The organism is Flavobacterium agricola, from assembly GCF_025919725.1.
GTDB classification, from domain to species: Bacteria; Bacteroidota; Bacteroidia; order Flavobacteriales; family Flavobacteriaceae; genus Flavobacterium; species Flavobacterium agricola.
Genome location: NZ_CP081495.1, coordinates 311,848 through 337,100, shown reverse-complemented (window position 1 = coordinate 337,100; position 25,253 = coordinate 311,848). Strand labels below are relative to the sequence as shown.

At 32.1% G+C, this 25,253-nt stretch carries 22 protein-coding genes; 14 read left to right on the top strand and 8 right to left on the bottom strand.

Translation table 11 applies throughout. From position 1 onward, the window contains the following. Window positions 1-6: 6 nt before the first annotated feature. A complete protein-coding gene (locus K5I29_RS01675; RefSeq protein ID WP_264434133.1) occupies window positions 7-789 on the bottom strand; it encodes a tetratricopeptide repeat protein in 783 nt (260 codons plus the stop codon). A 123-nt stretch (window positions 790-912) separates the two neighbouring features. Between K5I29_RS01675 and recF the strand changes: the two genes are divergently transcribed. The 5 genes from recF (at window position 913) to K5I29_RS01650 (ending at window position 5,590) form a co-directional block, all read left to right on the top strand. Further along, window positions 913-1,992 carry a DNA replication/repair protein RecF gene (recF, locus tag K5I29_RS01670; protein WP_264434132.1) on the top strand — a complete coding sequence of 360 codons (1,080 nt, stop codon included), beginning with the start codon at window positions 913-915 and terminating at the stop codon, window positions 1,990-1,992. A 3-nt stretch (window positions 1,993-1,995) separates the two neighbouring features. Continuing rightward, window positions 1,996-2,703 carry a thioredoxin domain-containing protein gene (locus K5I29_RS01665; RefSeq protein ID WP_264434131.1) on the top strand — a complete coding sequence of 236 codons (708 nt, stop codon included), beginning with the start codon at window positions 1,996-1,998 and terminating at the stop codon, window positions 2,701-2,703. 134 nt (window positions 2,704-2,837) lie between these two features. Further along, complete coding sequence (gene murB, locus K5I29_RS01660; protein ID WP_264434130.1) at window positions 2,838-3,848, top strand: UDP-N-acetylmuramate dehydrogenase; 1,011 nt, start codon at window positions 2,838-2,840, stop codon at window positions 3,846-3,848. A 72-nt stretch (window positions 3,849-3,920) separates the two neighbouring features. Continuing rightward, the gene (locus K5I29_RS01655; protein ID WP_264434129.1) at window positions 3,921-5,030 is read left to right on the top strand and encodes a glycosyltransferase; all 1,110 of its coding nucleotides are present in this window, start codon (window positions 3,921-3,923) and stop codon (window positions 5,028-5,030) included. Between the two features lie 35 nt (window positions 5,031-5,065). Then, the gene (locus K5I29_RS01650; RefSeq protein ID WP_394358595.1) at window positions 5,066-5,590 is read left to right on the top strand and encodes an RNA polymerase sigma factor; all 525 of its coding nucleotides are present in this window, start codon (window positions 5,066-5,068) and stop codon (window positions 5,588-5,590) included. A 39-nt stretch (window positions 5,591-5,629) separates the two neighbouring features. Here the strand turns inward: K5I29_RS01650 and nhaA are convergent, their stop codons facing one another. Next, a complete protein-coding gene (gene nhaA, locus K5I29_RS01645; RefSeq protein WP_264434128.1) occupies window positions 5,630-6,964 on the bottom strand; it encodes a Na+/H+ antiporter NhaA in 1,335 nt (444 codons plus the stop codon). Between the two features lie 134 nt (window positions 6,965-7,098). On the opposite strand from nhaA, the gene lipA reads away from it, so the two are divergent. From lipA to K5I29_RS01630, 3 genes are all read left to right on the top strand, one after another. After that, window positions 7,099-7,971, top strand: a complete 873-nt coding sequence (lipA, locus tag K5I29_RS01640) for a lipoyl synthase (protein ID WP_264434127.1) — start codon at window positions 7,099-7,101, stop codon at window positions 7,969-7,971. A 21-nt stretch (window positions 7,972-7,992) separates the two neighbouring features. Further along, window positions 7,993-8,997, top strand: coding sequence for a type I glyceraldehyde-3-phosphate dehydrogenase (gap, locus tag K5I29_RS01635; protein ID WP_264434126.1), 1,005 nt, complete (start codon window positions 7,993-7,995; stop codon window positions 8,995-8,997). 105 nt (window positions 8,998-9,102) lie between these two features. After that, a complete protein-coding gene (locus tag K5I29_RS01630) occupies window positions 9,103-11,280 on the top strand; it encodes a tetratricopeptide repeat-containing hybrid sensor histidine kinase/response regulator (RefSeq protein ID WP_264434125.1) in 2,178 nt (725 codons plus the stop codon). Here the strand turns inward: K5I29_RS01630 and lpxK are convergent. Further along, window positions 11,264-12,286, bottom strand: coding sequence for a tetraacyldisaccharide 4'-kinase (gene lpxK / locus K5I29_RS01625; protein WP_264434124.1), 1,023 nt, complete (start codon window positions 12,284-12,286; stop codon window positions 11,264-11,266). The genes K5I29_RS01630 and lpxK overlap by 17 nt on opposite strands. A 45-nt stretch (window positions 12,287-12,331) precedes the next feature. Here lpxK and K5I29_RS01620 point away from each other — a divergent pair, with 45 nt between their 5' ends. The 4 genes from K5I29_RS01620 (at window position 12,332) to K5I29_RS01605 (ending at window position 19,984) form a co-directional block, all read left to right on the top strand. Further along, window positions 12,332-13,426, top strand: coding sequence for a Nif3-like dinuclear metal center hexameric protein (locus tag K5I29_RS01620; RefSeq protein WP_264434123.1), 1,095 nt, complete (start codon window positions 12,332-12,334; stop codon window positions 13,424-13,426). A gap of 3 nt (window positions 13,427-13,429) precedes the next feature. Then, the gene (locus K5I29_RS01615; protein WP_264434122.1) at window positions 13,430-14,209 is read left to right on the top strand and encodes a zinc ribbon domain-containing protein; all 780 of its coding nucleotides are present in this window, start codon (window positions 13,430-13,432) and stop codon (window positions 14,207-14,209) included. A 490-nt stretch (window positions 14,210-14,699) separates the two neighbouring features. Continuing rightward, window positions 14,700-17,075 (top strand): hypothetical protein, encoded by a 2,376-nt coding sequence (locus tag K5I29_RS01610; protein ID WP_264434121.1) that lies wholly within the window; start codon window positions 14,700-14,702, stop codon window positions 17,073-17,075. A gap of 533 nt (window positions 17,076-17,608) precedes the next feature. Beyond that, on the top strand, window positions 17,609-19,984 hold the full coding sequence (locus K5I29_RS01605; protein WP_264434120.1) for a hypothetical protein: 2,376 nt from the start codon (window positions 17,609-17,611) through the stop codon (window positions 19,982-19,984). 67 nt (window positions 19,985-20,051) lie between these two features. On the opposite strand, the gene K5I29_RS01600 is transcribed toward K5I29_RS01605, so the two are convergent. The 4 genes from K5I29_RS01600 to def form a co-directional block, all read right to left on the bottom strand. Beyond that, window positions 20,052-20,552, bottom strand: coding sequence for a DUF4265 domain-containing protein (locus tag K5I29_RS01600; RefSeq protein WP_264434119.1), 501 nt, complete (start codon window positions 20,550-20,552; stop codon window positions 20,052-20,054). Further along, window positions 20,552-21,331, bottom strand: a complete 780-nt coding sequence (gene mazG / locus K5I29_RS01595) for a nucleoside triphosphate pyrophosphohydrolase (protein ID WP_264434118.1) — start codon at window positions 21,329-21,331, stop codon at window positions 20,552-20,554. Before mazG ends, K5I29_RS01600 begins: the two co-directional genes overlap by 1 nt. Window positions 21,332-21,396: 65 nt before the next feature. Next, window positions 21,397-21,825 carry a DUF5606 family protein gene (locus tag K5I29_RS01590; protein ID WP_264434117.1) on the bottom strand — a complete coding sequence of 143 codons (429 nt, stop codon included), beginning with the start codon at window positions 21,823-21,825 and terminating at the stop codon, window positions 21,397-21,399. Window positions 21,826-21,883: 58 nt separating this feature from the next. Further along, complete coding sequence (gene def, locus K5I29_RS01585; RefSeq protein WP_264434116.1) at window positions 21,884-22,471, bottom strand: peptide deformylase; 588 nt, start codon at window positions 22,469-22,471, stop codon at window positions 21,884-21,886. Window positions 22,472-22,627: 156 nt separating this feature from the next. Here def and K5I29_RS01580 point away from each other — a divergent pair, with 156 nt between their 5' ends. Continuing rightward, complete coding sequence (locus K5I29_RS01580; protein ID WP_264434115.1) at window positions 22,628-23,533, top strand: alpha/beta fold hydrolase; 906 nt, start codon at window positions 22,628-22,630, stop codon at window positions 23,531-23,533. Continuing rightward, window positions 23,505-24,425 carry a 23S rRNA pseudouridine(2604) synthase RluF gene (gene rluF, locus K5I29_RS01575; RefSeq protein ID WP_264434114.1) on the top strand — a complete coding sequence of 307 codons (921 nt, stop codon included), beginning with the start codon at window positions 23,505-23,507 and terminating at the stop codon, window positions 24,423-24,425. Before K5I29_RS01580 ends, rluF begins: the two co-directional genes overlap by 29 nt. 47 nt (window positions 24,426-24,472) lie before the next feature. Here rluF and K5I29_RS01570 read toward each other — a convergent pair whose 3' ends face one another. Next, window positions 24,473-25,048 carry a YceI family protein gene (locus tag K5I29_RS01570; protein ID WP_264434113.1) on the bottom strand — a complete coding sequence of 192 codons (576 nt, stop codon included), beginning with the start codon at window positions 25,046-25,048 and terminating at the stop codon, window positions 24,473-24,475. Window positions 25,049-25,253 lie beyond the last annotated feature (205 nt).

The window sequence follows — 25,253 nt, the reverse complement described above, 5'->3', positions numbered from 1 at the left end:
ATATTATTAAAGTGCTAAACCAATATATCCGTCAATATTTGCACCTTCAATAGAAGTTGCGTATTGTTCTTTAATATCGGTAAAGTATTTTAACGCTTCCTCTTTTTTACCTAAATCTAAAGCTAAAGTTCCTGCTTTAAATAAAAAACGAGGCGTTGTAAAATCGTTATTATCTGCTTTAAAAGCTTTAATGTAATAAGCTAGAGCTTCTTGTTTTTGTTCGTTTTCAACAAACGCATCTCCAATAGCGCCTAAAGCTAAAGGTTTGGTAATGTTATCGTTTGCCTTATATTTTTCTAAATGTGCAATAGCTTCTTTATATTTACCAGTATTTAAATACGCTAAACCAGCATAATATTGTGCTAAATTAGCTGCTTCCGTACCCGAGTAATCTTGCATAATACGTAAAAATCCGTATTTACCTTCTCCTCCGTTTAAAGCTAAGTTATATAAAGAATCTGCTACAAAACCTTGTTCTGCTTGTGTAAAATATTGTTGTGCTTGAAACATTTCGTTCGCTGCTTCTTTGTCATTCGGTTCAGCAACAAATTTAAAATATAATCCATAAACCAATGCAATTCCTGCAAAAGCACCTACAACTCCAAAAATAAGTTTTTGGTTTTTAGCTACAAAACCTTCAATGCGTCCGGCTTTGTCATCTAATGTATTAAAAATTTCTGCGGTAGCACTTCCATCAGCTACTACCTCATCAAATTGATTTACTTGGTTTTCAGTATTTTCGTCTTCAGGTTTTGGTTGTTTATAACCTCTTTTATTGTATGTTGCCATTTATTAAGAATTTATTGACCGCAAAAATATAATTTTTATTCATATATAAAAGTTCTAACAACTTATATTTTCATAATTTTGCTTTTACAAATATAGAAATCTTAATTATTAAAAAAACTTTCATTGCACTTAAAATCGCTTACATTATTCAATTATAAAAGTATTGAAGAGAAATCGTTAGAATTTGATGCCAAAATTAATTGTTTTGTGGGTAAAAACGGTATTGGTAAAACTAACATTTTAGATGCTATTTATAATTTAGCATACGGCAAAAGCTACTTTAACCCGTTGGCAGTACAAAATATTCGCCACGGACAAGATTTTTTTGTTATTGAAGGCTTGATTGAAAAAGAAGAACGCGAACATCAAATTGTTTGCAGTTTAAAACGCGGACAAAAGAAAATATTAAAGAAGAATGGCAAACCGTACGAACGTTTTTCTGAACATATTGGTTTTATTCCGTTAGTTATTATTTCGCCCTCAGATCAGGATTTAATTGTTGATGGTAGTGAAACCCGACGCAAATTTATAGACAGCGTAATTTCATTATTAGATCCGGTGTATTTGCAAGAAATTATTTCTTATCAAAAAATCATTCAGCAGCGCAACGCTCTTTTAAAATATTTTTTTATTAATCGTACGTTTGATGCCGAAACGCTAGAAATTTATAACGAACAACTTAGCAGTTTAGGTCAGATTATTCACAACAAACGCATCGAATTTATCAAGCAATTTGAACCTATTTTTAACACATATCACGAAAAAATAACCAATGGTGCCGAAAAGGTTATAATTAAATACGATTCGCAATTGTTTGAAAACAACTTAGAACAATTACTTACCGATAATTTAGCCAAAGACCGAGCGTTACAATATACCAGCGTTGGCATTCATAAAGATGATTTGTTGTTTGAAATACATGATCATCCGATTAAAAAATTTGGTTCTCAAGGACAACAAAAATCATTACTTATTGCCTTAAAATTGGCGCAATTTGATTTTATTAAAAAGCAATCGGGCGTTGCTCCTATTTTACTATTCGATGATATTTTTGATAAATTAGATGCGCAACGCGTAGAAAAAATTGTTGAAATGGTTAACGACGAAACCTTTGGCCAACTTTTTATTTCGGACACGCATGCCGACAGAACAGAAGATATTGTAAAGAAAACTTTACAAACCTATAAAATATTTAATTTATAATTTATGATAAAAGCTTTAAAAATTGCCAGCTTAGTTATAGCAATAACCGTTGCATCGTGCAACAGCCAAACAAAATCTGAAAATTATGCCTTGGTAGATGTTGCAACTTTTGAAAATGCCATTCAAGAAAACAACAACATTCAATTGGTTGATGTGCGCACCCCAAAAGAATACAACGAAGGTAAAATTGCCGATGCTCTTAACATTGATTGGAACAATGCAAACTTTACAGAAGAAGTTGAAAAATTAGACAAAAATCAACCCATTTATATTTACTGCCTTAGTGGTGGCCGAAGCAAAAAAGCTTCGGACAAGCTAATTGCTCTTGGTTTCAGACAAGTTATTGAGCTAGATGGCGGTTACATGAATTGGTATAAAAACCATACGCCAGCAACGCAGCCTGATCAATTTACAGCAGCTGAATATACCGAAATGGTAAGCGATGCACCTGTAGTTTTAGTAGATTTTTATGCAGATTGGTGTGCGCCATGTAAAATTATGGCACCATATATTGAACAGTTTAAAACTGATTATAAAGATCAGGTTAAAGTACTAAAAATTGATGCCGACCAAAACAAACAATTAGTTACCCAGCTTGGTTACCAAGCACTACCTATTGTTTTAATTTATAAAAACGGCACCTTAGTTTTTGAACGCGAAGGTTTAGTTACTGAACCTGAGTTGCGTGAATTACTTAACAAACAATTATGAACAATAAAGCGAAATGATATCATTTCGCTTTATTGTTCATAATCTTTTAATTTTGGTATTTTTAATATGCAAACAAGTACTTACTTTTGCGTAAGCAAGTACCACGTTTGGTAGCAAACAGCACAACCTAATTTATGATTACATATAACGTTTCTTTAAAAAATTTCAACACTTTTGGTATTGATGCAAAAGCCAAAATGTTTATTGAAATTGTAAGCATTTCACAACTTCAATCGGTTTTAAAAGAATTTAAAAACGAAAAGCTATTTATTTTAGGCGGTGGTAGCAATATGTTATTAACTCAAGATATTGATGCCCTAGTTTTATACATTAATATTAAAGGAATTACCACCGTAAGTTCAACAAACCAACATACGGTTATCGAGGCGAATGCGGGAGAAAATTGGCATGAATTTGTTTTATTTACCATAGCCCAAAACCTAGGCGGGTTAGAAAACCTTTCGTTAATTCCTGGAAACGTTGGTACAACTCCGGTTCAAAACATTGGTGCTTACGGAGTAGAAATAAAAGATATCCTATTGTATTGCAAAGCCGTTGAAGTTGCAACAGGTGAAATAGTAACCTTTACAAACGCCCAATGTGCATTTGAATACCGAGAATCTATTTTTAAAAAAGAACTAAAAAACAAATACATTATTGTTTCGGTAGCTTTTCAATTAACAAACAACGAGCATCAAATTCACACCCAATACGGAGTAATTGAAGCGCAACTACAAAGCATGCAAATTACCAATCCAACCATTAAAAATGTTAGCGACGCCGTAATTGCAATTCGTCAAAGTAAGTTACCAGATCCAAAAGTTATTGGTAATTCAGGTAGTTTTTTTAAAAATCCAATTGTAGAAAAATCTATTTTAACTCAAATACAAACTAAATATCCGGAAGTTCCGTTTTATACCGTGAATGAAAGCTTGGTTAAAATACCAGCAGGTTGGCTAATAGAACAAACCGGTTATAAAGGTTTTAAAAAAGGTGATGCTGGCGTACATAACAAACAAGCATTGGTTTTAGTAAATTATGGCGGTGCTACTGGGCAAGAGCTGTTAGCATTATCCCAAGAAATACAGCAACAAGTTTTCAATAAATTTGGTGTAGCTATTGAGGCCGAAGTAAATATTATTTAATAACCTTTAAAATTAACTCAAAACAAAAGTAAACTTACTTACTTTTGCAACCTAAATTTCAGCAAAACACATATGTTTTTAGATATATTATTATATATTTTTATAGGAATAATTGTTCTTCAATTTATTTATTACATCGGCATTTTTTCGGTATTTAGCTTTAAAAAAGCGGAGAAAAAAAATCCGAATCACGTTCCGGTTTCTGTAATTGTTTGTGCCAAAAATGAAGCAGAAAACGTAACGCGTTTAATTCCTGAATTACTCAATCAAAACTATCCTGATTTCGAAATTATTTTAATTGATGATGCATCAAGCGATGAAACATTAGAAATTTTTGAAGAATTTGAGAAACAGCACAGCAAAATCAGATTGGTAAAAGTAGAAAACAACGAAGCTTTTTGGGGCAACAAAAAATACGCTTTAACTTTAGGTATAAAAACAGCAAAAAAACCGTATTTGTTATTTACTGATGCCGATTGTTTTATTCCGTCAAACCAATGGATTGCAGAAATGACCGCTCATTTTACCGAGAAAAAAACAATTGTTTTAGGGTACGGTAAATACAAAAAAATTAAAGGTTCGTTGTTAAACAAATTAATTCGATACGAAACCTTGTTAACAGCCATTCAGTATTTTTCGTGGGCAAAAAAAGGAAAACCTTATATGGGCGTTGGCCGCAACTTGGCATACAACCAAAGTGAATTTTATAAAGTAAACGGCTTTATAGATCATATGAGCATCCGATCTGGAGATGATGATTTGTTTATTAATCAAGCGGCAACCAAAAACAATACTGAAATTTGTTATAGTTTAGAAAGCTTTACAATTTCTGAACCTAAAACTACGTTTAACTCTTGGTACAGACAAAAACGCCGTCACGTTTCAACCGCATCACATTATAAGTTTTTTGACAAAGCGCAATTAGCACTTTTTTATGCATGTAACATAAGCTTCTTTATTTTAGCTATTGTTTTGTTGGTAACCCAGCACCAATGGATTTTGGTTACCGCTTTAATTGCATTTCGCTACTTATTTACATGGATTTCTGTTGGATGCGGTGCCGGTAAATTGCACGAAAAAGATGTAGTTTATTGGTATCCGTTTTTAGAAGTTACGCTTATTTTTACACAGTTTTCTGTTTTTATACATAACAAATTTTCAAAACCAGTACATTGGAAATAAAATTTATTAAGCTTAAATTAAACATATCTAAAGCCATGCAAGGCGATCAGGTAGGTTTTACCTATTTATTACATACCTACTGGAATGAAGTTTATCACTTTATTTTAAAACGCACGCAAAACGAAACCATTGCTGAAGATATTACTATTGAAACGTTTTCTAAAGCTTTTGATAAATTAGCTCAATACAACGATCAGTTTGCGTTTAATACTTGGCTTATTGCAATTGCTAAAAATGTACATATTGATTTTTTAAGAAAAAACAGAACGCAAAATTTTATTGAAATAGATGATGAAGATAATATTTCTAGCACGCACGCCATTGCAGATACAACCCCAACTATTGAAGATGAAATTATTCAGCAACAAAACTTAAAAAAGCTTTTAGATTGCATCAAACAATTAAAACCCGATTATCAAGAAATAATTCAGCTTCGATATTTTCAGGAATTATCTTATCAGGAAATTGCTGATGAACTAAACGAATCGTTATCTAACGTAAAAGTTAGGTTGCTACGTGCTCGTAAATTGTTGGCAGAAATTATTGAGAAAAAGAAATAAAAAAAGTCCTTGAAATTTCAAGGACTTTTTTTATTGTATTTATGCTGCGCGTTTTTTTGCGCTTAACTTCAAAATAAAATAACCAATTACTCCGCCTAATAACGAAGCTATTAAAATACCAAGTTTTGCTTGCCCAGGATATTCAGGATGCAATTGTACATCAAAAGCCAATTCTGTTACAAATAACGACATGGTAAAACCAATAGCTGCTAAAAATGCGATTCCTAAAAGGTTTATAAATGTCATACCTTTTGGCATAGAAGTAACTTTTAATTTAATTAATAGCACCGTAAAACCAGCAATACCAATAACTTTTCCTAAAAACAAACCTAAAGCTACACCTAAGGTTACGTTAGAAATTCCGCTATCAAATGAAATAGGAATTGCTGCGTTTGCTAAAGCAAAAATAGGCATTACAATAAAACTAACAAAACCATGTAAGCCATGTTCTAAACGTTGAGATGGCGGAACAGCATCTTTTGCCAAAGTTGCCATATCTTCAATCGTACTAATTTGTACGTCGGTTAACTTTTCTTGCTTATTTTCTGGATCAATAGATACAAATTTATCGCGCAAAGCGGTCATTTTCTTTGAAAAATAATTTTCATCAACCTTTGCGTTTGTTGGAATTGCAAATGCGGCTAAAACAGCTGCAATAGTTGCATGAACGCCAGAAAGTAAAAAAGCAACCCAAATACCGCCAATACCAATAATGGCATAAAATAAAATATTTTTAACTCCTAATCGGTTAGCAAGTAACAAAACGCCAAAAAGCGCCAATCCGATTCCTAAATGAAGCATTGAAATTTGCGAGGTATAAAATAATGCAATTACAACAACTGCTCCTAAATCATCAACAATAGCTAAAGCGGTTAAAAATACTTTTAACGAAGTTGGTACTTTATCTCCTAAAATGTATAAAACACCTAAGGCAAAAGCAATATCAGTTGCCATTGGTATTCCCCAGCCATGAGCTGCATCTGTACCAGCATTAAAAAAAGCATAAAACAAAGCTGGCACTACCATTCCGCCAATTGCAGCAAAAATAGGTAACATGGCTTTTTTAGGTGATGCTAATTCGCCATTGGTTAATTCGCGCTTTAGCTCTAAACCAACCACAAAAAAGAAAATAGCCATTAACCCATCATTAATCCAATGATGTAAGGAAAGGTTTAAACCTAATTCGTCATTAAAACTAATACCTATTTTGTTTTGCCATATGTTTTGGTACCATTCTGCCCAAGGCGAATTAGCAAAAAATATAGCAACAACCGCTGCTACAAATAAAACAATTCCGCTGGTTGTAGATTGGCTTATAAACTTGTTAATTGGTTCAACTACCCAGCGATCAACTGGTGTTTTAGGATAATCCATAATTGTATGTTTAATAAAGTTCAGTTTACAATAATACATTTTTTTTATTTTTAAACATATTGTTTTATATAAAATCAAAACAGGTTTATTAGCTTAAATACATTACGTATATTTGTAAAGCAAAAAATAATACTATGGAAAGTGTTTTAGAAAATAACAAACCAGCAACTGGCAAGCCAAAATGGTTGCGCGTAAAACTACCTACTGGTAAAAAATATACAGAACTTAGAGGATTAGTAGATAAATATAGCTTAAATACAATTTGTACTTCAGGATCATGTCCTAATATGGGCGAATGTTGGGGTGACGGAACTGCAACGTTTATGATTTTGGGTAACATTTGTACCCGTTCGTGCGGATTTTGTGGTGTTAAAACCGGTCGTCCGGAAACGGTAGATTGGGATGAGCCAGAAAAAGTTGCTCGTTCTATAAAAATCATGAAAATTAAACACGCAGTTTTAACCTCGGTAGATCGTGATGATTTAAAAGATGGCGGTTCTATTATTTGGTATGAAACGGTAAAAGCGGTTCGCCGTATGAATCCTGAAACTACGATGGAAACTTTAATTCCAGATTTTCAAGGAATTGAAAGAAATATTGATCGCATTATTGAAGCAAACCCAGAAGTTGTATCGCACAACATGGAAACGGTTCGCCGATTAACACGCGAAGTACGTATTCAGGCAAAATACGACCGAAGCTTAGAAGTTTTAAAATACTTAAAAGCAAATGGAATTCGTCGTACAAAATCCGGAATTATGCTTGGTTTAGGAGAAACCGAAGATGAAGTAATTCAAACTTTACACGATTTACGCGACGCAAATGTAGATGTGGTTACTATTGGGCAATATTTACAACCAAGTAAAAAACATTTACCTGTTAAAGAATTTATTACGCCAGAACAATTTGCTAAATACGAAGAAATTGGAAAAGCTTTAGGATTTAGACATGTAGAAAGCGGTGCATTGGTTCGTTCTTCGTACCACGCACAAAAACATATTTTATAATTATAATTTTTAGAGTAAAGAATGCAAAACATTAAAATTGCAATTAATGGATTTGGACGTATTGGCCGTAATTTATTTCGACTTTTACTCAACCACCCAACAATACAAGTTGTAGCAATTAATGATATTGCCGACAACAAAACCATGGCGCATTTGTTAAAATACGATAGCATACATGGAGTTTTACCAAACAAAATTTCGTTTACAGAACAAGCTATTCAAGTAGATAATCAAAACGTTTTATTTTTTCACGAACGTGAAATAACACATTTAGATTGGAAAGCTTTAGATATTGATTTTGTAGTTGAAAGTACAGGTAAATTTAAAACTTACGATTTGGCTTACCAGCATATAAAAGCTGGTGCTAAACGTGTTATTTTATCGGCTCCACCCGAAGAAGATAGCATAAAAACCGTAGTTTTAGGCGTAAACGAAGCTATTTTAGACGGTAGTGAGCTTATTGTTTCTAACGCAAGTTGTACCACCAACAATGCAGCGCCTATGATAAAAATTATTAAGGAGCTTTGTGGTATAGAACAAGCGTTTGTTACTACGGTGCATTCGTATACCACCGATCAAAGTTTACATGACCAACCGCACAAAGATTTACGTCGAGCTCGCGGTGCGGCACAATCTATAATTCCGACAACAACAGGTGCGGCAAAAGCATTAACCAAAATTTTTCCGGAATATCAAGGTAAAATTGGCGGAGGCGGTATTCGTGTTCCGGTTCCTGACGGATCGTTAACAGATATTACCTGTTATGTAACCAATCAGGTTACTGAGGATGAAATAAACGCAGCATTTAAAAAAGCGGCTGAAAACGAATTAAAAGGTATTTTAGATTACACAACAGATCCTATTGTTTCAGTTGACGTGCTAGGAAATACGCATTCATGTTTATTTGATGCACAACTTACTTCGTGCTTAGATAAGATGGTAAAAGTTGTAGGTTGGTACGATAATGAAATAGGATATTCATCACGTTTAATCGATCTTATTACATTTTTACATCATAAAAAATAGTAAAAAAGCGAATCTGAAAAACCAGATTCGCTTTTTTGTTGGGTTTTATATTTTAACTTCAAATTAAAATTACTATTTTTAGCTAAAACTAAGCCTGAAATAATTTTGAAATATATAATCCTCCGTATTTTTTTATTTCTACTTTTATTAACCCCGCAAGTAAAAGCTCATGCCTTTACTACTACCGATGTGGTTAAAAACGACAGCGTTAGTTATTATATTGAAGCATCAAATAGCTTAAATAATCAAAAGAAATACAACGAAGCGCTTGCTTACGCACAAAAAGCAAAAAGATATGCCATTCGCAATTCTTTAAGACCACAAATTGCAGAATCGTATTTTGCTGTTGGCTCAATTTTACTGAATCAGAATGAGTACAAGGAAGCCGAAAGAAATTTGCGCAGAAGTATTTCTATATCTAAAAAATTTAATAAAAAGATTGAAGCTTTAGCATATTATAAACTTGCCGTTTTATACGCTGAGCTTAATGATTTTGAAAAGGCAGAAGAAAACTTTTCCATTTCGAGTAATATATACAAACAGCTTGATCCGGAACATAGAATAAAAAACATAAGTTCTATTTTAATTGATCGCGCATATTTGTTTGAAAAACTAGGTAAAATTGATAACGCAAAAGCAGTATATAAAAAAATTATTGATCTGAAGCGCATCGATAAAAATACAATAATTGCCTACGTTAATTTATCAAATTTAGTTTCTGCAGATAGTATTTATTGGTCCATACAAAACCTTGAAAATATTGAAAAACAATATGAAACAATTGATTATAAAATTAAATCAGCGGTTTATCTTTCTTTGGCTAACCTATATTTACGACAAAAAAACTCAGATAAATCTACAGCATATTTAAAAAAATATATTGAAGTAGAAAATCAAAATCAAATTGCTGATTTAAATGCTTTTACCATTTTAAACAACACAAACTTATCTTCTATAAGTAAAAAACCAATTACAAAAAACGGAGGGCAATCTGTGCAATTTATTAAGTTAATGAGCATTATGAGTATTGCTTTAATATCGGTTCTTTCGTTATTATCTTTATCCTTATACCGAAATAATAAGGAAAGAATGCGCATCAACTTGTTGTTGCAAAACAAAAATACTGAATTAGAAATTGCTAAAAATAATGCCGAAAAAGCTACCAAAGCGCGTTCAGAATTTTTATCAACCGTTTCTCACGAGCTGCGTACGCCGTTAAATGCAATTAACGGAATTACCCATATTTTGTTGGAGGAAAATCCGAAAGAAACCCAACTACATTATTTAAAATCTTTAGAATTTTCTGGTGATTACTTGTTGCGTTTTATTAATGATATTTTAGAAATTAACCGAGTAGAATCTGGCAACGTTCAGATTGAAGAAATTACTTACAACATTCGTGAATTGTTAGAAAACATAATTGAATCGTTTTCAGAAATATCGCGTATTAACGATGTTAGTTGTAAACTTGAAATTGATGCCAACATTCCGCCATTGCTTATTGGAGATCCAACCAAAATTTCTCAAATTTTTATGAACCTGATTGGTAATGCCATGAAGTTTGCAAAAAACGGAAGCGTTTTGGTAACCATAAAACAAATTGAACAGGCTGAAAATAGCATCAAATTACTGATGCAGGTAAAAGATACAGGAATTGGTATATCGCCAGAAAAGCAACAAACTATTTTTGAAAACTTTACTCAAGGTTCGGTCGAAATTAATCGTAAATACGGTGGCACGGGCTTAGGTTTAGCCATTGTAAAAAGCTTGATTGAATTGTTAGGTGGAAATATTAGTTTAGAAAGCGAAATGGGCGTTGGCTCAACTTTTTCGGTAACATTAGAACAACAAATTAGTGACAAAGCCGAAATTGTTCCGGTTAAAATTGATTATGACGAAGCTGTTTTACATAACAAACACGTTTTAATTGTTGAAGACAACAAAATTAATCAAATGATTACCGAAAAAATGTTGTCTAAAAAAGAAATGACCTACGAAACTGTTGAAAACGGAAATGATGCCATTACCGTTGCTCAAAAAAACACGTTTGATTTAATTTTAATGGATATTCACCTACCGGGAATAAACGGAACCATTGCTGCTGAAGAAATTAGAAAATTTAATACAACTGTACCTATAATTGCTTTAACGGCAATTTCGCTAAACGAAAACCGAGAAGCTTTATTGGCTTTTGGTATGGATGAAGTAATTACAAAACCTTTTCAGTCTGAAAAATTTTATCAAACCATTTCACAAGTTTTAACGCTTAAATCGATGGCATAACATAACGTAAAATTTGCTGATTAAAAGCTTCACTTTCATCAAATAAAAAAGTTGCTTGAATCGGTAAATAATACAATTGATTTTGTGGTATTTTACCAACCAAACGCACGTAATCTTTTTCTGTAGTTATAATCAATTTACCAGAAGCTTTTTGCTTAATATCTTCAATATCTTGCGTTGTAAAATTATGATGATCCGGATATCTTAAAAGCAACGTATTTTCTTTTTTTAGATGTTTAAAAAAAGGTTCGGGTTTTGCTATTCCAGCCAATAAAACATAATCTGCTTTTAAATCGGATAACAATTGTTGGTCTTTTTGATTATAAATGTATGTATAGTAAGCAATTGCAGAAAAATAAACCGGTATTTGTGGTGCATATTTTTTAATGCGATTTTTAATACGTTCGGCTTCTATATTAGTTAAATCACTCGGGCATTTGGTTACTACAATGCAGTTTGCACGTTTAGCTCCGCATTTGCTTTCGCGTAAATTTCCAGCTGGTAAAACCAAATCAGAATAAAAAAAATCTTGATAAGCGGTTAACATTACATAAAAACCGGCTTTAACTTTACGATGCTGCATCGCATCATCTAATAAAACAACATCCGGGCATTTTGGTTGCTCAAGTAAATATTGAATGGCTTCTACCCTATTTCCATTCGCAATTACGGTTAAATCTTTAAATTTAGAATAAAACTGAAAAGGTTCGTCACCCAAATCGGCAGCGGTATGCATCGGAGTAGCAACAACCATTCCTTTAGTTTTACGCTTGTAACCGCGAGAAATTGTTGCTAATTTTAGGTTATGATTGCTTAACAAGCGAATTAAATATTCAATCTGTGGTGTTTTACCCGTTCCGCCAACGCTTAAATTACCTACAGCAATAACAGGCAACGAAAAGGCAGTACTTTTAAAAATACCCTTATCGTAAAAAAAATTTCTAACCCCAGTAACTGCAGCATAAAGCAATGAAAAAGGATATAAAACTCGTCGAATTGTTTTCATACTACGAAATTAAGTATTTTTACAAAAATAACAACTGCTTATAACATGAGGATAAAAGAAATTATTCAGGTTTTAGAAGAAATGACTCCTTTGGCTTACGCTGAAGATTTTGATAATGTTGGTTTATTAGTTGGGGATGCACAACGCACATGCACCGGTGTTTTAATTTGCCACGATGCGCTTGAAAGCGTGATTGACGAGGCACTTGCTAAAAACTGCAACATGGTGGTTTGTTTTCATCCTATTTTATTTTCAGGCCTAAAAAAAATAACTGGTAAAAATTATGTTGAACGTGCAGTAATTAAAGCCATAAAAAATGATGTTGCAATTTTTGCTGTGCACACCGCATTAGACAATCATATAAACGGGGTAAATAAAATTATGTGCGATGCGTTAGGAATTAGAAATAGTAAAATATTAGTTCCGAAAGAAAATTTTATTAAAAAACTTACAACGTATACTGTGCCAGAAAATGCAATTGCCGTTAAAAAAGCTTTGTTTAATGCTGGTGCTGGAGCAATTGGTAATTACGATTCGTGCAGTTTTGTTTCCAACGGCATTGGTAGTTTTATGGGAAATGAAAAATCAAACCCAACCGTTGGCATTCCAGGTACCTTAGAAGAAACAGCAGAAGTAAAAATTGAAGTAGTTTTTGAAAAACATCTTCAAAATAAAATACTACAAGCATTGTTTTCTGCACATGTTTATGAAGAAGTTGCGTATCAAATTGTAAGTTTAGACAATACGCACCAAAATATTGGTTTAGGCCAGATTGGTGAATTAGATAAGGCAATGAACGAACAAGAATTTTTACAACATGTAAAAAGCACTATGCAATGCGGAGGCATTCGTCATTCTCAATTTATAAACAAACCCATAAAGCGCGTGGCTGTTTTAGGCGGAAGCGGAAGTTTTGCAATTAATGCAGCAATAGCGCAAGGTGCAGATGCATTTTTAACAGCAGATTTAAAATACCATCAGTTTTATGAGGCTGAAAATAAACTGCTTTTGTGTGATATTGGTCATTTTGAAAGTGAAAGATTTATAAAAAATTACATTTATGAGTTTATTACAAAAAAAATACGTAATTTTGCGATTATTTTATCAGAAGAAAACACAAATCCAGTTAAGTATTTTTAATATATGGCAAACATCAAAGAACTAAGTGTAGAAGAAAAACTACGTGCACTTTACGACTTACAACTAGTAGATTCTCGTATAGATGAAATTAGAAATGTTAGAGGAGAATTACCTTTAGAAGTTGAAGATTTAGAAGATGAAGTTGCTGGATTAAGCACTCGTTTAGAGAAACTAACTCTAGATTTAGAAAACATTAATGCAGAAATCAAGCAAAAAGAAATTGCAATTGATGAGCATAATGAAAACATTAAAAAATACACAAAGCAAAAAGATTCTGTTCGTAACAACCGAGAATTTAACGCTTTAGAAAAAGAAGTAGAATTTCAACAACTTGAAATTGAATTAGCTCAAAAACAAATTAAAGAACGTAAAGCAAACATTGAACACAAAAAAGATATTTTAGCTCAAACAAAAGAACGTTTAGAAACTCGTGAAGTGCATTTAAAACACAAAAAAGCGGAATTAAACGATATTATGAATGAAACGGAGCGTGAAGAAAACTTTTTAGTTGACCAATCTAACATTTTACGCGAATCTATTGAAGTACGTTTATTAGCTGCTTATGACAGAATTCGTTCTAACTTTAAAAATGGTTTAGCTGTAGTTTCTATTGAACGTGGTGCATCTGCAGGTTCATTCTTTACCATTCCACCGCAAGTACAAATGGAAATTGCTTCTCGTAAAAAAATTATTACTGATGAGCATTCTGGTCGTATTTTAATTGACCATGTCCTTGCAGAAGAAGAAAGAGAAAAAATGGAAAGCATTTTTGCAAAATTATAAGCATTACTTTTATATATACAAAAAACCGACTTAAATAAGTCGGTTTTTTTGTTCCTATAAATGGCATTATTCAAATATAAAAAAAATCAAAAGTCATCACATACAAAGTGATGACTTTTTTATTTTATAAGAAAAAGCCAAAGTTAATTACCAATCACATTAGAAATATATTAAAAACATATTAAACATGTATTAATACGAGTCGTTTGTCGATGACAATTAACAAGCTGTCGAATTAAAAGTTAATTTTTTTATGATTCATAATATAAAGCGTTGTTTTGCATAATTCGAGTACATAAATAAAATAAAACGAATATTATATGAAAAAAAAATACATTAAGGTAAAAACATGACTTTAATCATATTACAACGCTAAAAAAAGTGTAAAAAACAAAATTGGCATTTGCCTTGTTAATAACACATCAAATGTTCAAACTAAATTATATACATAACGCCAAAATTACTTTTATAATTAAAATATAATTAAAAGATGAAAAATCTATTACAATTAATTGTTTTATCTATACTACTTCAAGTCAATATAATTTATGCACAAGTAGGTATTAATACAACAACACCAAATGCAACTTTTGAAGTAGCTTTTGATGCAACTAATAGTAAAGTTGCTCCTGGAATAATGGCTCCAAAATTAACTATAAATGAGCTAATTGCTAAAACTAATATGTATGGAAATGCACAAAAAGGAACAATATTATATGTTTCTGATGTCCATGATTCAGCAGGTAATTTAGAAAATAGCGTAAGCGGTATTGAAACTGATGGTTATTATTACTTTAACGGAATCAGTTGGGAGCTATTTGTCTCTACACAAAATATTGAAATCCCTGAAGAACCATGGAAAAATGCTATTTCAGGTGAAGATGCGACATCGTTTAACGAAAACATAGTACACGGAGGACAAATAGGCATTGGTTTTCGAGCCGAAGTTAACCAATCTGCACAACTAGAAATTACATCGGAAGACAAAGGTATTTTATTACCTAGAATGACAACTAAACAACGTGATGAAATAACAAATGTTCCTAATTCTCTATTAATTTTTAATACTGATACCGATTGCTTTAACTTTTACAAAAATAACAGATGGCGTTCTTTATGTGGAGACATAGGTACATCTGAAATTATTGTTGCTAATTGTAACTCTGTAGAAGTATATGGTGATTACCAAGTAGGTAAAGCTATGGATGCAGGGAATTATTTACAAATTACTTTAAATGTTGTTGAACCTGGTGATTACTCTATTTTAGTAAGTAATCCAAGTCTTGGCTACTTTTTTGAAAGAAGTGGCCGTTTCCCTAATGCTGGAAACTATTTGATACAATTACCAGCAACAGGGACTCCTAGAAATCCTGGTACAGATAGCTTAAACATTACGATAAACGATGAGGAAATCGCATGTAAGGCAACGGTTGAAGTTAAACCTGCATCTGTAAGTTTCCAAAATATTCGTGTTATTCATGCAGATGAACTAGTAAGAGGTGAAAGTTCTAGAGGTAAAACAATTACAATGTTAATTGATGTTGTTAATCCAGGTAATTTTAGCTTCCAAACTACAACAGTTAATGGTTTAAATTATGGTTTATTTGATACTGATTTAACAACTGGAAATAATATTGAATTAAAATTATCTGCAAATGGTAATCCTCCTGCACAAGCCGGAGTATTTAATTATCCTATTACAGGTACGGGAATTATAGATAACCCTGTTGAAGCTACTGTAAATGTTTTAGAAAATGATGCGAAAATAGGTAACATTAGTTGTGATGCGGGTGTAGTTGCTGGTACGTACAGGTTAGACAGCCCATTAACAGCTACACATTATATAGACATACCTGTTACAAGCACATCTGCCGGAAATTATAACATTACAATAACTAGTGATACAAACCCTGGATTTAGTTTTTCTGGTAGCGGTACATTTACAGGTGCTAACACCCAAAATATACGTGTTTACGGTACAGGAACGCCTACAAGTGCTGGTAGAATACCATTTACTGTAACTGTTAATGGTGTTAGTTGTAACATAAACATAAATGTTGTTATCCCAACTAAATCAATTTTAGTAGCAGGAACAGCAAGTGCCAGAATTTTATCAGCTTTAAGAAACACGCAAAACTTTGGTCCAAATGGTAAGTCAAAAATTGAGTCGATAAATATTTTTAATACAACTCCAAATGCAACTCAATTAAGAGATTATATTAACAATAGAGGAGTTCAGGTTATATTAATCGGTTGGGGTTGGGATCCTAATACAGAAATCACAGGTATATTAGCTGACTTCATTAAAAACAAAAAAGGTTTTGTTTATTGGGTAGAAGCTCAAGGTGATGGAACATATATTAAAAGACTTTTAGATAGTGCTTTTGATGCAAATGTAACCATGACACCAGATGCATATAATATTTACACTTCCGTATTTGACAATTCGGTACCAGATAATAATCCATTTTTAAATGGGGTGTTTGGAAATGCAAAAGGAAAAGTTTTAAGAGCGGATGATGCTGCATCTTGGATTGGAATTGTACCTAATACATTACCAAGTTCTTTAAATGGACTTATTTCATTGCCTCAGAATGGAGGATATCCAGCAAGAAAAACAATGATTTATGGAAATGGTTTCTTTATGAACCCAGATTGGGGGAATCTGAACTATGCAAACAACCAATATTTTGGTAACCCAAGTCCTATTAGTGTTGGAACAGGTACATTTAATGGGTATATAGGCTATAATGGTTCAACGGTTGGCCCTGTAAATATTAACAATCAAGATGTTTATAATTGGATTGTTTTTGGTAACGCAATGGATTACATATTCCAATACGTGCATGAAAATTTTAAAAATTAACTCTATAATCTCAATTTTATAATTAAAAATCCCGAAGGTAAACTTCGGGATTTTTTTATTTTGATATTATTATCAACAATAAAAGTCAATAAAATTGAAACAGTTAAGACTCTAACTCAAGCTTTTTGCAATGTCAGAATTAATCATTAATTACTTTTAGCTTTTTTTAAACAAGTTATTTAGGTTTAATCACTAATTTATCAAAAGCATATAATTTACTCATAGAATTCTTATTTACTATCATTTCAATTTTTATACTATTAAATATTTAAATAAACTTCTAGTGAGACTCTTCAGATTTGTATAGCACATAACTAATATTTCTATAACTAAAGCTTAGTTAGTAAAAGCTTCTTTATTTAAAATCAATTCCAATATAGAAAAACATTTATAATAATATGAATTTAATATCGTTATTTATTTAAAATATTCAAACATTAACCCATAAATCATCATCAATAAAAACATAATTTAACAATATCTTTTCCTATTACTTATTGTAATAAACAATCGATAATTTAATTTTAAATAATATGAATAGAATATTAAAATTAATCATCTTTACCATTTTTATACAGGCTGGGATTGTATATGGTCAAGTAGGTATTAATACAACAAATCCAAAGGCTACTTTAGAAGTAGCACATGACCTTTCTAATACAAAAGTTGCTCCTGGTATCATTGCTCCAAAACTCACTTTACAAGAGTTAATTACTAAATCAGATTTATACGGACCAGAACAAAAAGGAACAATCATTTATGTTTCTGATGTTGAAAATGCACCAGAACATTCAAAAACAAAATTCAACGGCATTGAGTCTGATGGATATTATTACTTTAACGGAATTAGTTGGGAGCTATTTGTCTCTACACAAAATATTGAAATCCCTGAAGAACCATGGAAAGCAGATGTAACTGGTGTTGACGCAACAACATTTTCTGAAAATATTGTACACGGCGGTCAAGTTGGACTTGGTTTTCAAAAACAAATTAATAATGCTGCTCAGTTAGAAATTGATTCTGCAGACAAAGGTATTTTATTACCTAGAATGACAACTAAACAACGTGATGAAATAACAAATGTTCCTAATTCTCTATTAATTTTTAATACTGATACCGATTGCTTTAACTTTTACAAAAATAACAGATGGCGTTCTTTATGTGGAGACATAGGTACATCTGAAATTATTGTTGCTAATTGTAACTCTGTAGAAGTATATGGTGATTACCAAGTAGGTAAAGCTATGGATGCAGGGAATTATTTACAAATTACTTTAAATGTTGTTGAACCTGGTGATTACTCTATTTTAGTAAGTAATCCAAGTCTTGGCTACTTTTTTGAAAGAAGTGGCCGTTTCCCTAATGCTGGAAACTATTTGATACAATTACCAGCAACAGGGACTCCTAGAAATCCTGGTACAGATAGCTTAAACATTACGATAAACGATGAGGAAATCGCATGTAAGGCAACGGTTGAAGTTAAACCTGCATCTGTAAGTTTCCAAAATATTCGTGTTATTCATGCAGATGAACTAGTAAGAGGTGAAAGTTCTAGAGGTAAAACAATTACAATGTTAATTGATGTTGTTAATCCAGGTAATTTTAGCTTCCAAACTACAACAGTTAATGGTTTAAATTATGGTTTATTTGATACTGATTTAACAACTGGAAATAATATTGAATTAAAATTATCTGCAAATGGTAATCCTCCTGCACAAGCCGGAGTATTTAATTATCCTATTACAGGTACGGGAATTATAGATAACCCTGTTGAAGCTACTGTAAATGTTTTAGAAAATGATGCGAAAATAGGTAACATTAGTTGTGATGCGGGTGTAGTTGCTGGTACGTACAGGTTAGACAGCCCATTAACAGCTACACATTATATAGACATACCTGTTACAAGCACATCTGCCGGAAATTATAACATTACAATAACTAGTGATACAAACCCTGGATTTAGTTTTTCTGGTAGCGGTACATTTACAGGTGCTAACACCCAAAATATACGTGTTTACGGTACAGGAACGCCTACAAGTGCTGGTAGAATACCATTTACTGTAACTGTTAATGGTGTTAGTTGTAACATAAACATAAATGTTGTTATCCCAACTAAATCAATTTTAGTAGCAGGAACAGCAAGTGCCAGAATTTTATCAGCTTTAAGAAACACGCAAAACTTTGGTCCAAATGGTAAGTCAAAAATTGAGTCGATAAATATTTTTAATACAACTCCAAATGCAACTCAATTAAGAGATTATATTAACAATAGAGGAGTTCAGGTTATATTAATTGGTTGGAGTTGGAATCCAAATGATGAAATAATAGGTGTTTTAGTAGATTTCATTAAAAACAAAAAAGGATTTGTTTATTGGGTTGAATCTCAAGATGATCAAAATTTTATAAAAAAATTACTAAATCAAACGTATGATGCTAACGTAACAACGACAGAGGATGAATACAGTATTTACACATCAGTTTTTGATAGCAGCATACCAGATAATAATCCGTTCATGAATGGTGTGTTTGGAAATGCAAAAGGTAAGCTTTTAAGAGCAGATGATTACTCATCTTGGCTTGGAATAGAACCAGCAACATTACCAAGCAGTTTAAACGGATTAATACATTTACCTAGAAATGGTAGCCAACCTGAAAGAAAAACAATGATATTTGGTGAAGGATTTTTTATGAATCCTGACTGGGGGAATTTAAATTATGCAAACAACCAATATTTTGGTAACCCAAGCCCTATTAGTGTAGGAACCGGTACATTTAATGGGTATTATAATTACGATGGAACATCCGTTGCTATTAGAAACATAAACAATCAAGATGTTTATAATTGGATTATTTTTGGTAACGCAATGGATTACATATTCCAATACGTGCATGAAAATTTTAAAAATTAATTCTATAATCTCAATTTGTTAATAAAAAAATCCCGAAGTTAACCTTCGGGATTTTTTTATTAACAAATTAGTTATTTAATTGTGCTTCTTCTATATCTTCTTGGTGCTTGTCAGAAATAATTGGTTCGGCATAATCAATCATTTCAGAAATAGCTAAAGCTTCAATAACTTGTTTAACTTCTTGATAATTCACTTCAAAAGGAACAGCAAGTAAAATAATATTGTCAGAAATTTTTTCTATATGACAATTTTTTTCTGTTAAGGTATTCAACGTTTGTTCAACCTCGGTCGAGTTATCTTCGTAAGGAATAATAACTTGAATTACTGAGTTGCCCGAATAATTGGTTACATGATCAAAAACAAAATGAGTTTCACCCTCAATTTCCTCTTCAACGGCAACAAAAATATCGCCAGGTGCAATTAAAAATCCGTGCAACGGAATGCTGTACAACATAAAAACACCATCTTCAGCATTTATTACTTCTGCCCAAAGCGCTTCGTTTACTTCTTCATTAGTAATATTACTTTGGTACTGAAAAATTACTTCTCTAAAATTTTCTTGTTCCATTATTTTAATTCTTTTTTAGCTTGTTCCCAAATTACATCCATTTCTTGCAAGCTTAAATCGGTAATAGCTTTACCTTGATTTTTTGCAACAGTTTCGATGTACTGAAAACGGTTTATAAATTTTGTATTGGTTCTTTCTAAGGCGGTTTCTGGGTTTATATTTAAAAACCTTGCGTAATTAATTAAGCTAAATAAAACATCGCCAAATTCGGCTTCAGCTTTATCCAAATTTCCAGAATCTACTTCGGTTGTTAATTCTTTAATTTCTTCATTAACTTTAGCTAACGCATCGGTAGCAACCGGAAAGTCAAAACCTACGCCGCTAACTTTTTGCTGAATTCGGTAAGCTTTTATTAAAGTTGGTAACGCTTTAGGAACGCCAGACAACACCGATTTATTTCCTTCTTTTAATTTAAGTTTTTCCCAGTTTTGTAAAACCTGTTCTTCATTTTCTGCTACGGTTTCTCCGTAAATATGAGGGTGCCTATCTATTAGTTTTTGGGTAATAGCTGCAGCAACATCACCAATATCAAAACTTTGGGTTTCGCTTGCTATTTTAGAATAAAAAACAATATGCAACAACACATCGCCCAATTCTTTTTTAATTTCGTTTAAATCGCCTTGTGCAATGGCATCAGTAAGCTCATAAACTTCTTCTAAAGTATTGGTACGTAACGATTCAAACGTTTGTTTTTTATCCCACGGACATTTTTCACGCAAATCGTCCATCACGTTCAACAAATCATTAAACGCTTTTAGTTGTTGTTCTCTTGTATTCATAACCCAATAAAAAAATAAATCCTACGTAAAAGTAGGATTTATTATGTAATATTTTATGTAAAAACTTATTCTTGTTCTGTAGTTACTTCAGTAACCGTTTCAGCAGTAGGTTCTTCCGTAATGAATCCTTTTGCCTGAATTAAGTTATACCAATTTAAAACTTTTTTAATGTCAGAAACATAAACTCTTTCTTCATCGTAGTTTGGTAAAACTTCAGCAAAATAGTTCATTAAAACGTCGTTAGCTTCTTTATGAGAAATTGCTGGTCCGTTATTTTCTTTTTTAGCAATGTTAGCAAAAACTTCTGCTAATTTTACTTCACCTTCATGGGTATAAATAGAAATTTCAGATAATAAACTTACGTTAGCACGTAATCCTACTGTTATTTTTTTACCGTCAATTAATGATTCGGCAACAAATCCTGTTCTTGTTTGTAACTTTAATTCGTATAATCCTGGTTTACCTGTAATAGATAAAATTCTTTCTATGTTCATATAACATCATTTAAATAAGGATGGCAAATATCTATGTTTTATTTAAAAAAACAAGAAATTAACGTCCTTTTTTATTAATAAATTTCATTTTATAATCAGGAAAAGCTTTGCCTTCCATGATATTATTTAGTTTTTTGGTATTTAATCGTTTTTTTAAAGATGATATTTTATCGGTAAATAAAACACCTTCAATATGATCGTATTCGTGCTGAATTACGCGTGCCGCTAAACCGTCGTAAACATCGGTATGAGGTACAAAATTTTCATCAACATATTCAATCGTAATACGCTCTTTTCTAAAAACATCTTCACGCACATCAGGAATAGATAAACAACCTTCGTTAAAAGCCCATTCATCACCTTCTTCTTTAGTAATTTTTGCGTTTATAAACGTTTTTTTAAGTCCTTTAAGTTTTGCTTGTTGCTCTGGTGATAAATCTTCAGAATCGCTAAATGCATCACAATCTATCACAAACATACGAATAGGTAAACCAATCTGTGGGGCAGCCAAACCAACGCCATAAGCATTGTACATGGTGTCAAACATATTGGCAATCAATTCGTTTAAATTAGGGTAATCTTTAGTTATGTCAGTTCCAACTTTACGTAAAACCGGATCTCCATATCCTATAATTGGTAATATCATTTTATCTTTTTTTAAATAAAATTAAGCAAGGCTAATTTGAATGCAAAATTACATAAAATATTTTATTCTGCCTTATATATATGTTAAATACTAAAGTTTAAAACAAATAAATTGACTAAATTTACGTAGCATTTTACCCGAAGCATTTCTATTTTTATGAATGGCAATTTTTTTTACGAGTTAAAAACCAAATCGTTAGGATTTTTAATTAACAGCATTAATTTCTTTAGTCCAAAAATGGCCTCGGCCCTTGCCTACCGTTTTTTTTCTCGTCCAAGCGAAGGTAAACTTACTTTAAAAGAGCTGAATCCGTTACATATTTTTGCTGATAAAGAATTTATTGAAATTGACGACCAAAAATATCAAATTTACATTTGGCGAAACGGCCCAAAAAAAGTGCTTTTAGTTCACGGTTGGGAAAGTAATTCGATGCGTTGGAGCTGGTTGTTGTACTATTTAAAATTTAAAAACTATACCTTTATTTCGGTTGATGGCCCAGCCCAAGGTTTATCGAGCGGCGATGAATTAAATGTAATAGAATACACCAAATTTTTAGAACAAGTTATTCAAAAATATCAGCCAGAGGTAATTATTGGCCATTCTATGGGTGGAGCTGTAACCATGTACCACCAAAGCATTTATGCATCAGCTTGCGTAAAAAAAATAATTGTAATGGGTGCGCCAAGCCAATTTACTTCTATTTCTGCCTATTACAAACGCTTAATCGGAATGAATGATAAGGCGTATCACAACTTTTTACGCTATATAGAAAACAGATTTAATTTTGAAGAAAACACAGCGCAAGAAATTAATTTTATTCAGAATTACGCGGCGAAAGGATTGGTAATTCATGATTTAAACGATGAAATTGTTCCATTTGGTAACGCCTTAAAAATTACCGAAGTTTGGAAAAATTCAAAGCTTTATCAAACCGTTGGTAAAGGTCACGCCTTGCAAGATGACGGCATTTTTAAAGTAATAGAGAAATTTATTTGGGAAGAAGATGAACTAGAAAAAAATGTATCTTTGCACCATGGAAGATCAGAAAAAAAGGCTCAATAAATTTTTATCAGAAAGTGGTTTTTGCTCACGCCGTGAGGCAGACCGATTAATTGAAGAAGGACGTGTAACCGTTAACGACATTGTTCCAGAAATGGGCACGCGCGTTAGCGATGACGATGAAATACGTGTTAACGGACAATTAATTAAAGCCAAACAAGATGCCTTTACTTACCTTGCTTTTTACAAACCAATTGGTATTGAATGTACTACCAATACTGCAGTAAAAAATAACATTGTTGATTATATTAATTATCACGAACGCATTTTTCCTATTGGCCGATTAGATAAAGATTCTGAAGGTTTAATTTTAATGACTAACGATGGGGATATTGTTAATAAAATTTTACGCGGTAGTAACAACCACGAAAAAGAATATTTAGTAACCGTAAACAAACCCATAACCGAACGTTTTATTGAAGGCATGCGTAATGGTGTACCTATTTTAGATACCGTTACCAAAAAATGCCGAGTAGAACAGATTAGCAAAAACATTTTCAGAATATTTTTAACCCAAGGGCTAAACCGTCAGATTAGACGTATGTGTGAATATTTTGATTATGAAGTGATGCATTTAAAACGCATTCGTGTTTTAAACATTAGTTTAGATATTGCAGTGGGCGAACACAGAAAGTTAACTGCAGCTGAAATGAAAGAATTAAATCAGATTATTTCGAGTTCTGATAAACATATACCAGCAGAAGAAGGACCACAAGTTGCACCAGCAAAACGTAATTTTCCGAGAGAAAAACAAAGTGAAAAACAAGCAAGAGCGCCAAGAAATGAACGCAGAAACGCAACTTCATCTTCAAACCAATCCGATCGAGAATTAGATAGAAAACCAATGGCAGAAAGACCATTACGTAATGAACGAAGAAATCCTAGAAATAAATAAAAAAGCGAAGTTTAAAACTTCGCTTTTTTTATTTTACTTTTTGTAAATTATTTTGCTTTTGGAGTTGCAAATTCTAAGTTAGAAACAAGAGTAACCTCATCTCCAACTACAGCCGTTGGGAAACCTGCACCTACACCAAAATCATTTCTGTTTAATTTACCTTTAACTGTAAATCCGTAAGTTATCACACCTTGGTTATCTACGCTACCGTTATAAATTAAATCTAAAGTAACCGATTTTGTTACCCCGTGTAAAGTTAAATCACCTACTAATTTATAGTTATTTCCTTTTACTTTCTTGATTGATTTAGATTGAAACTCTAATCTTGGATTTTTTGCAGCATCAAAAAAATCTGCCGATTTTAAGTGATTATCTCTAGCTTCGATTCCTGTGTTGATAGAATTAATTTCAGCAACAACATGGAATTTTGATCCTAAAACGTTTTGATTTTCAAAAGATGATAAATGAACAGTAAAATCATTAAATTGTCCTTCTACGTCAGATATTGTTAAGTGAGAAACAGAAAAACCTAATTTAGAGTGCGCTTTATCATTTGTAAAGTTTTGTGCAGTTGCAACTAATGAACTTACGGCTAAAGCCATTACAAGAAATACTTTTTTCATATCGAATATTATTTTTTATTGATTTGTAGTACAAAGATAAAACAGAACAACCAAAAATTAATTAATATAGATTAAGTTCGGCGTTTTCTAATCATTTTTTAATAGTAAACTGCATTTATCTAAATAAAAATCAAATAAAACGTTAAAACAACAACTTGCTGTTAACAAAAAAAGGCTGAGTTAAACTCAGCCTTTTACATGTAAT

Coding starts and splice junctions, on each gene's coding strand:
- K5I29_RS01675 (WP_264434133.1), bottom strand. CDS start 789: ATGGCAACATACAATAAAAGAGGTTATAAACAACCAAAACCTGAAGAC.
- K5I29_RS01665 (WP_264434131.1), top strand. CDS start 1,996: ATGATAAAAGCTTTAAAAATTGCCAGCTTAGTTATAGCAATAACCGTT.
- murB (WP_264434130.1), top strand. CDS start 2,838: ATGATTACATATAACGTTTCTTTAAAAAATTTCAACACTTTTGGTATT.
- K5I29_RS01655 (WP_264434129.1), top strand. CDS start 3,921: ATGTTTTTAGATATATTATTATATATTTTTATAGGAATAATTGTTCTT.
- K5I29_RS01650 (WP_394358595.1), top strand. CDS start 5,066: ATGCAAGGCGATCAGGTAGGTTTTACCTATTTATTACATACCTACTGG.
- nhaA (WP_264434128.1), bottom strand. CDS start 6,964: ATGGATTATCCTAAAACACCAGTTGATCGCTGGGTAGTTGAACCAATT.
- lipA (WP_264434127.1), top strand. CDS start 7,099: ATGGAAAGTGTTTTAGAAAATAACAAACCAGCAACTGGCAAGCCAAAA.
- gap (WP_264434126.1), top strand. CDS start 7,993: ATGCAAAACATTAAAATTGCAATTAATGGATTTGGACGTATTGGCCGT.
- lpxK (WP_264434124.1), bottom strand. CDS start 12,286: ATGAAAACAATTCGACGAGTTTTATATCCTTTTTCATTGCTTTATGCT.
- K5I29_RS01620 (WP_264434123.1), top strand. CDS start 12,332: ATGAGGATAAAAGAAATTATTCAGGTTTTAGAAGAAATGACTCCTTTG.
- K5I29_RS01615 (WP_264434122.1), top strand. CDS start 13,430: ATGGCAAACATCAAAGAACTAAGTGTAGAAGAAAAACTACGTGCACTT.
- K5I29_RS01610 (WP_264434121.1), top strand. CDS start 14,700: ATGAAAAATCTATTACAATTAATTGTTTTATCTATACTACTTCAAGTC.
- K5I29_RS01605 (WP_264434120.1), top strand. CDS start 17,609: ATGAATAGAATATTAAAATTAATCATCTTTACCATTTTTATACAGGCT.
- K5I29_RS01600 (WP_264434119.1), bottom strand. CDS start 20,552: ATGGAACAAGAAAATTTTAGAGAAGTAATTTTTCAGTACCAAAGTAAT.
- mazG (WP_264434118.1), bottom strand. CDS start 21,331: ATGAATACAAGAGAACAACAACTAAAAGCGTTTAATGATTTGTTGAAC.
- K5I29_RS01590 (WP_264434117.1), bottom strand. CDS start 21,825: ATGAACATAGAAAGAATTTTATCTATTACAGGTAAACCAGGATTATAC.
- def (WP_264434116.1), bottom strand. CDS start 22,471: ATGATATTACCAATTATAGGATATGGAGATCCGGTTTTACGTAAAGTT.
- K5I29_RS01580 (WP_264434115.1), top strand. CDS start 22,628: ATGAATGGCAATTTTTTTTACGAGTTAAAAACCAAATCGTTAGGATTT.
- rluF (WP_264434114.1), top strand. CDS start 23,505: ATGGAAGATCAGAAAAAAAGGCTCAATAAATTTTTATCAGAAAGTGGT.
- K5I29_RS01570 (WP_264434113.1), bottom strand. CDS start 25,048: ATGAAAAAAGTATTTCTTGTAATGGCTTTAGCCGTAAGTTCATTAGTT.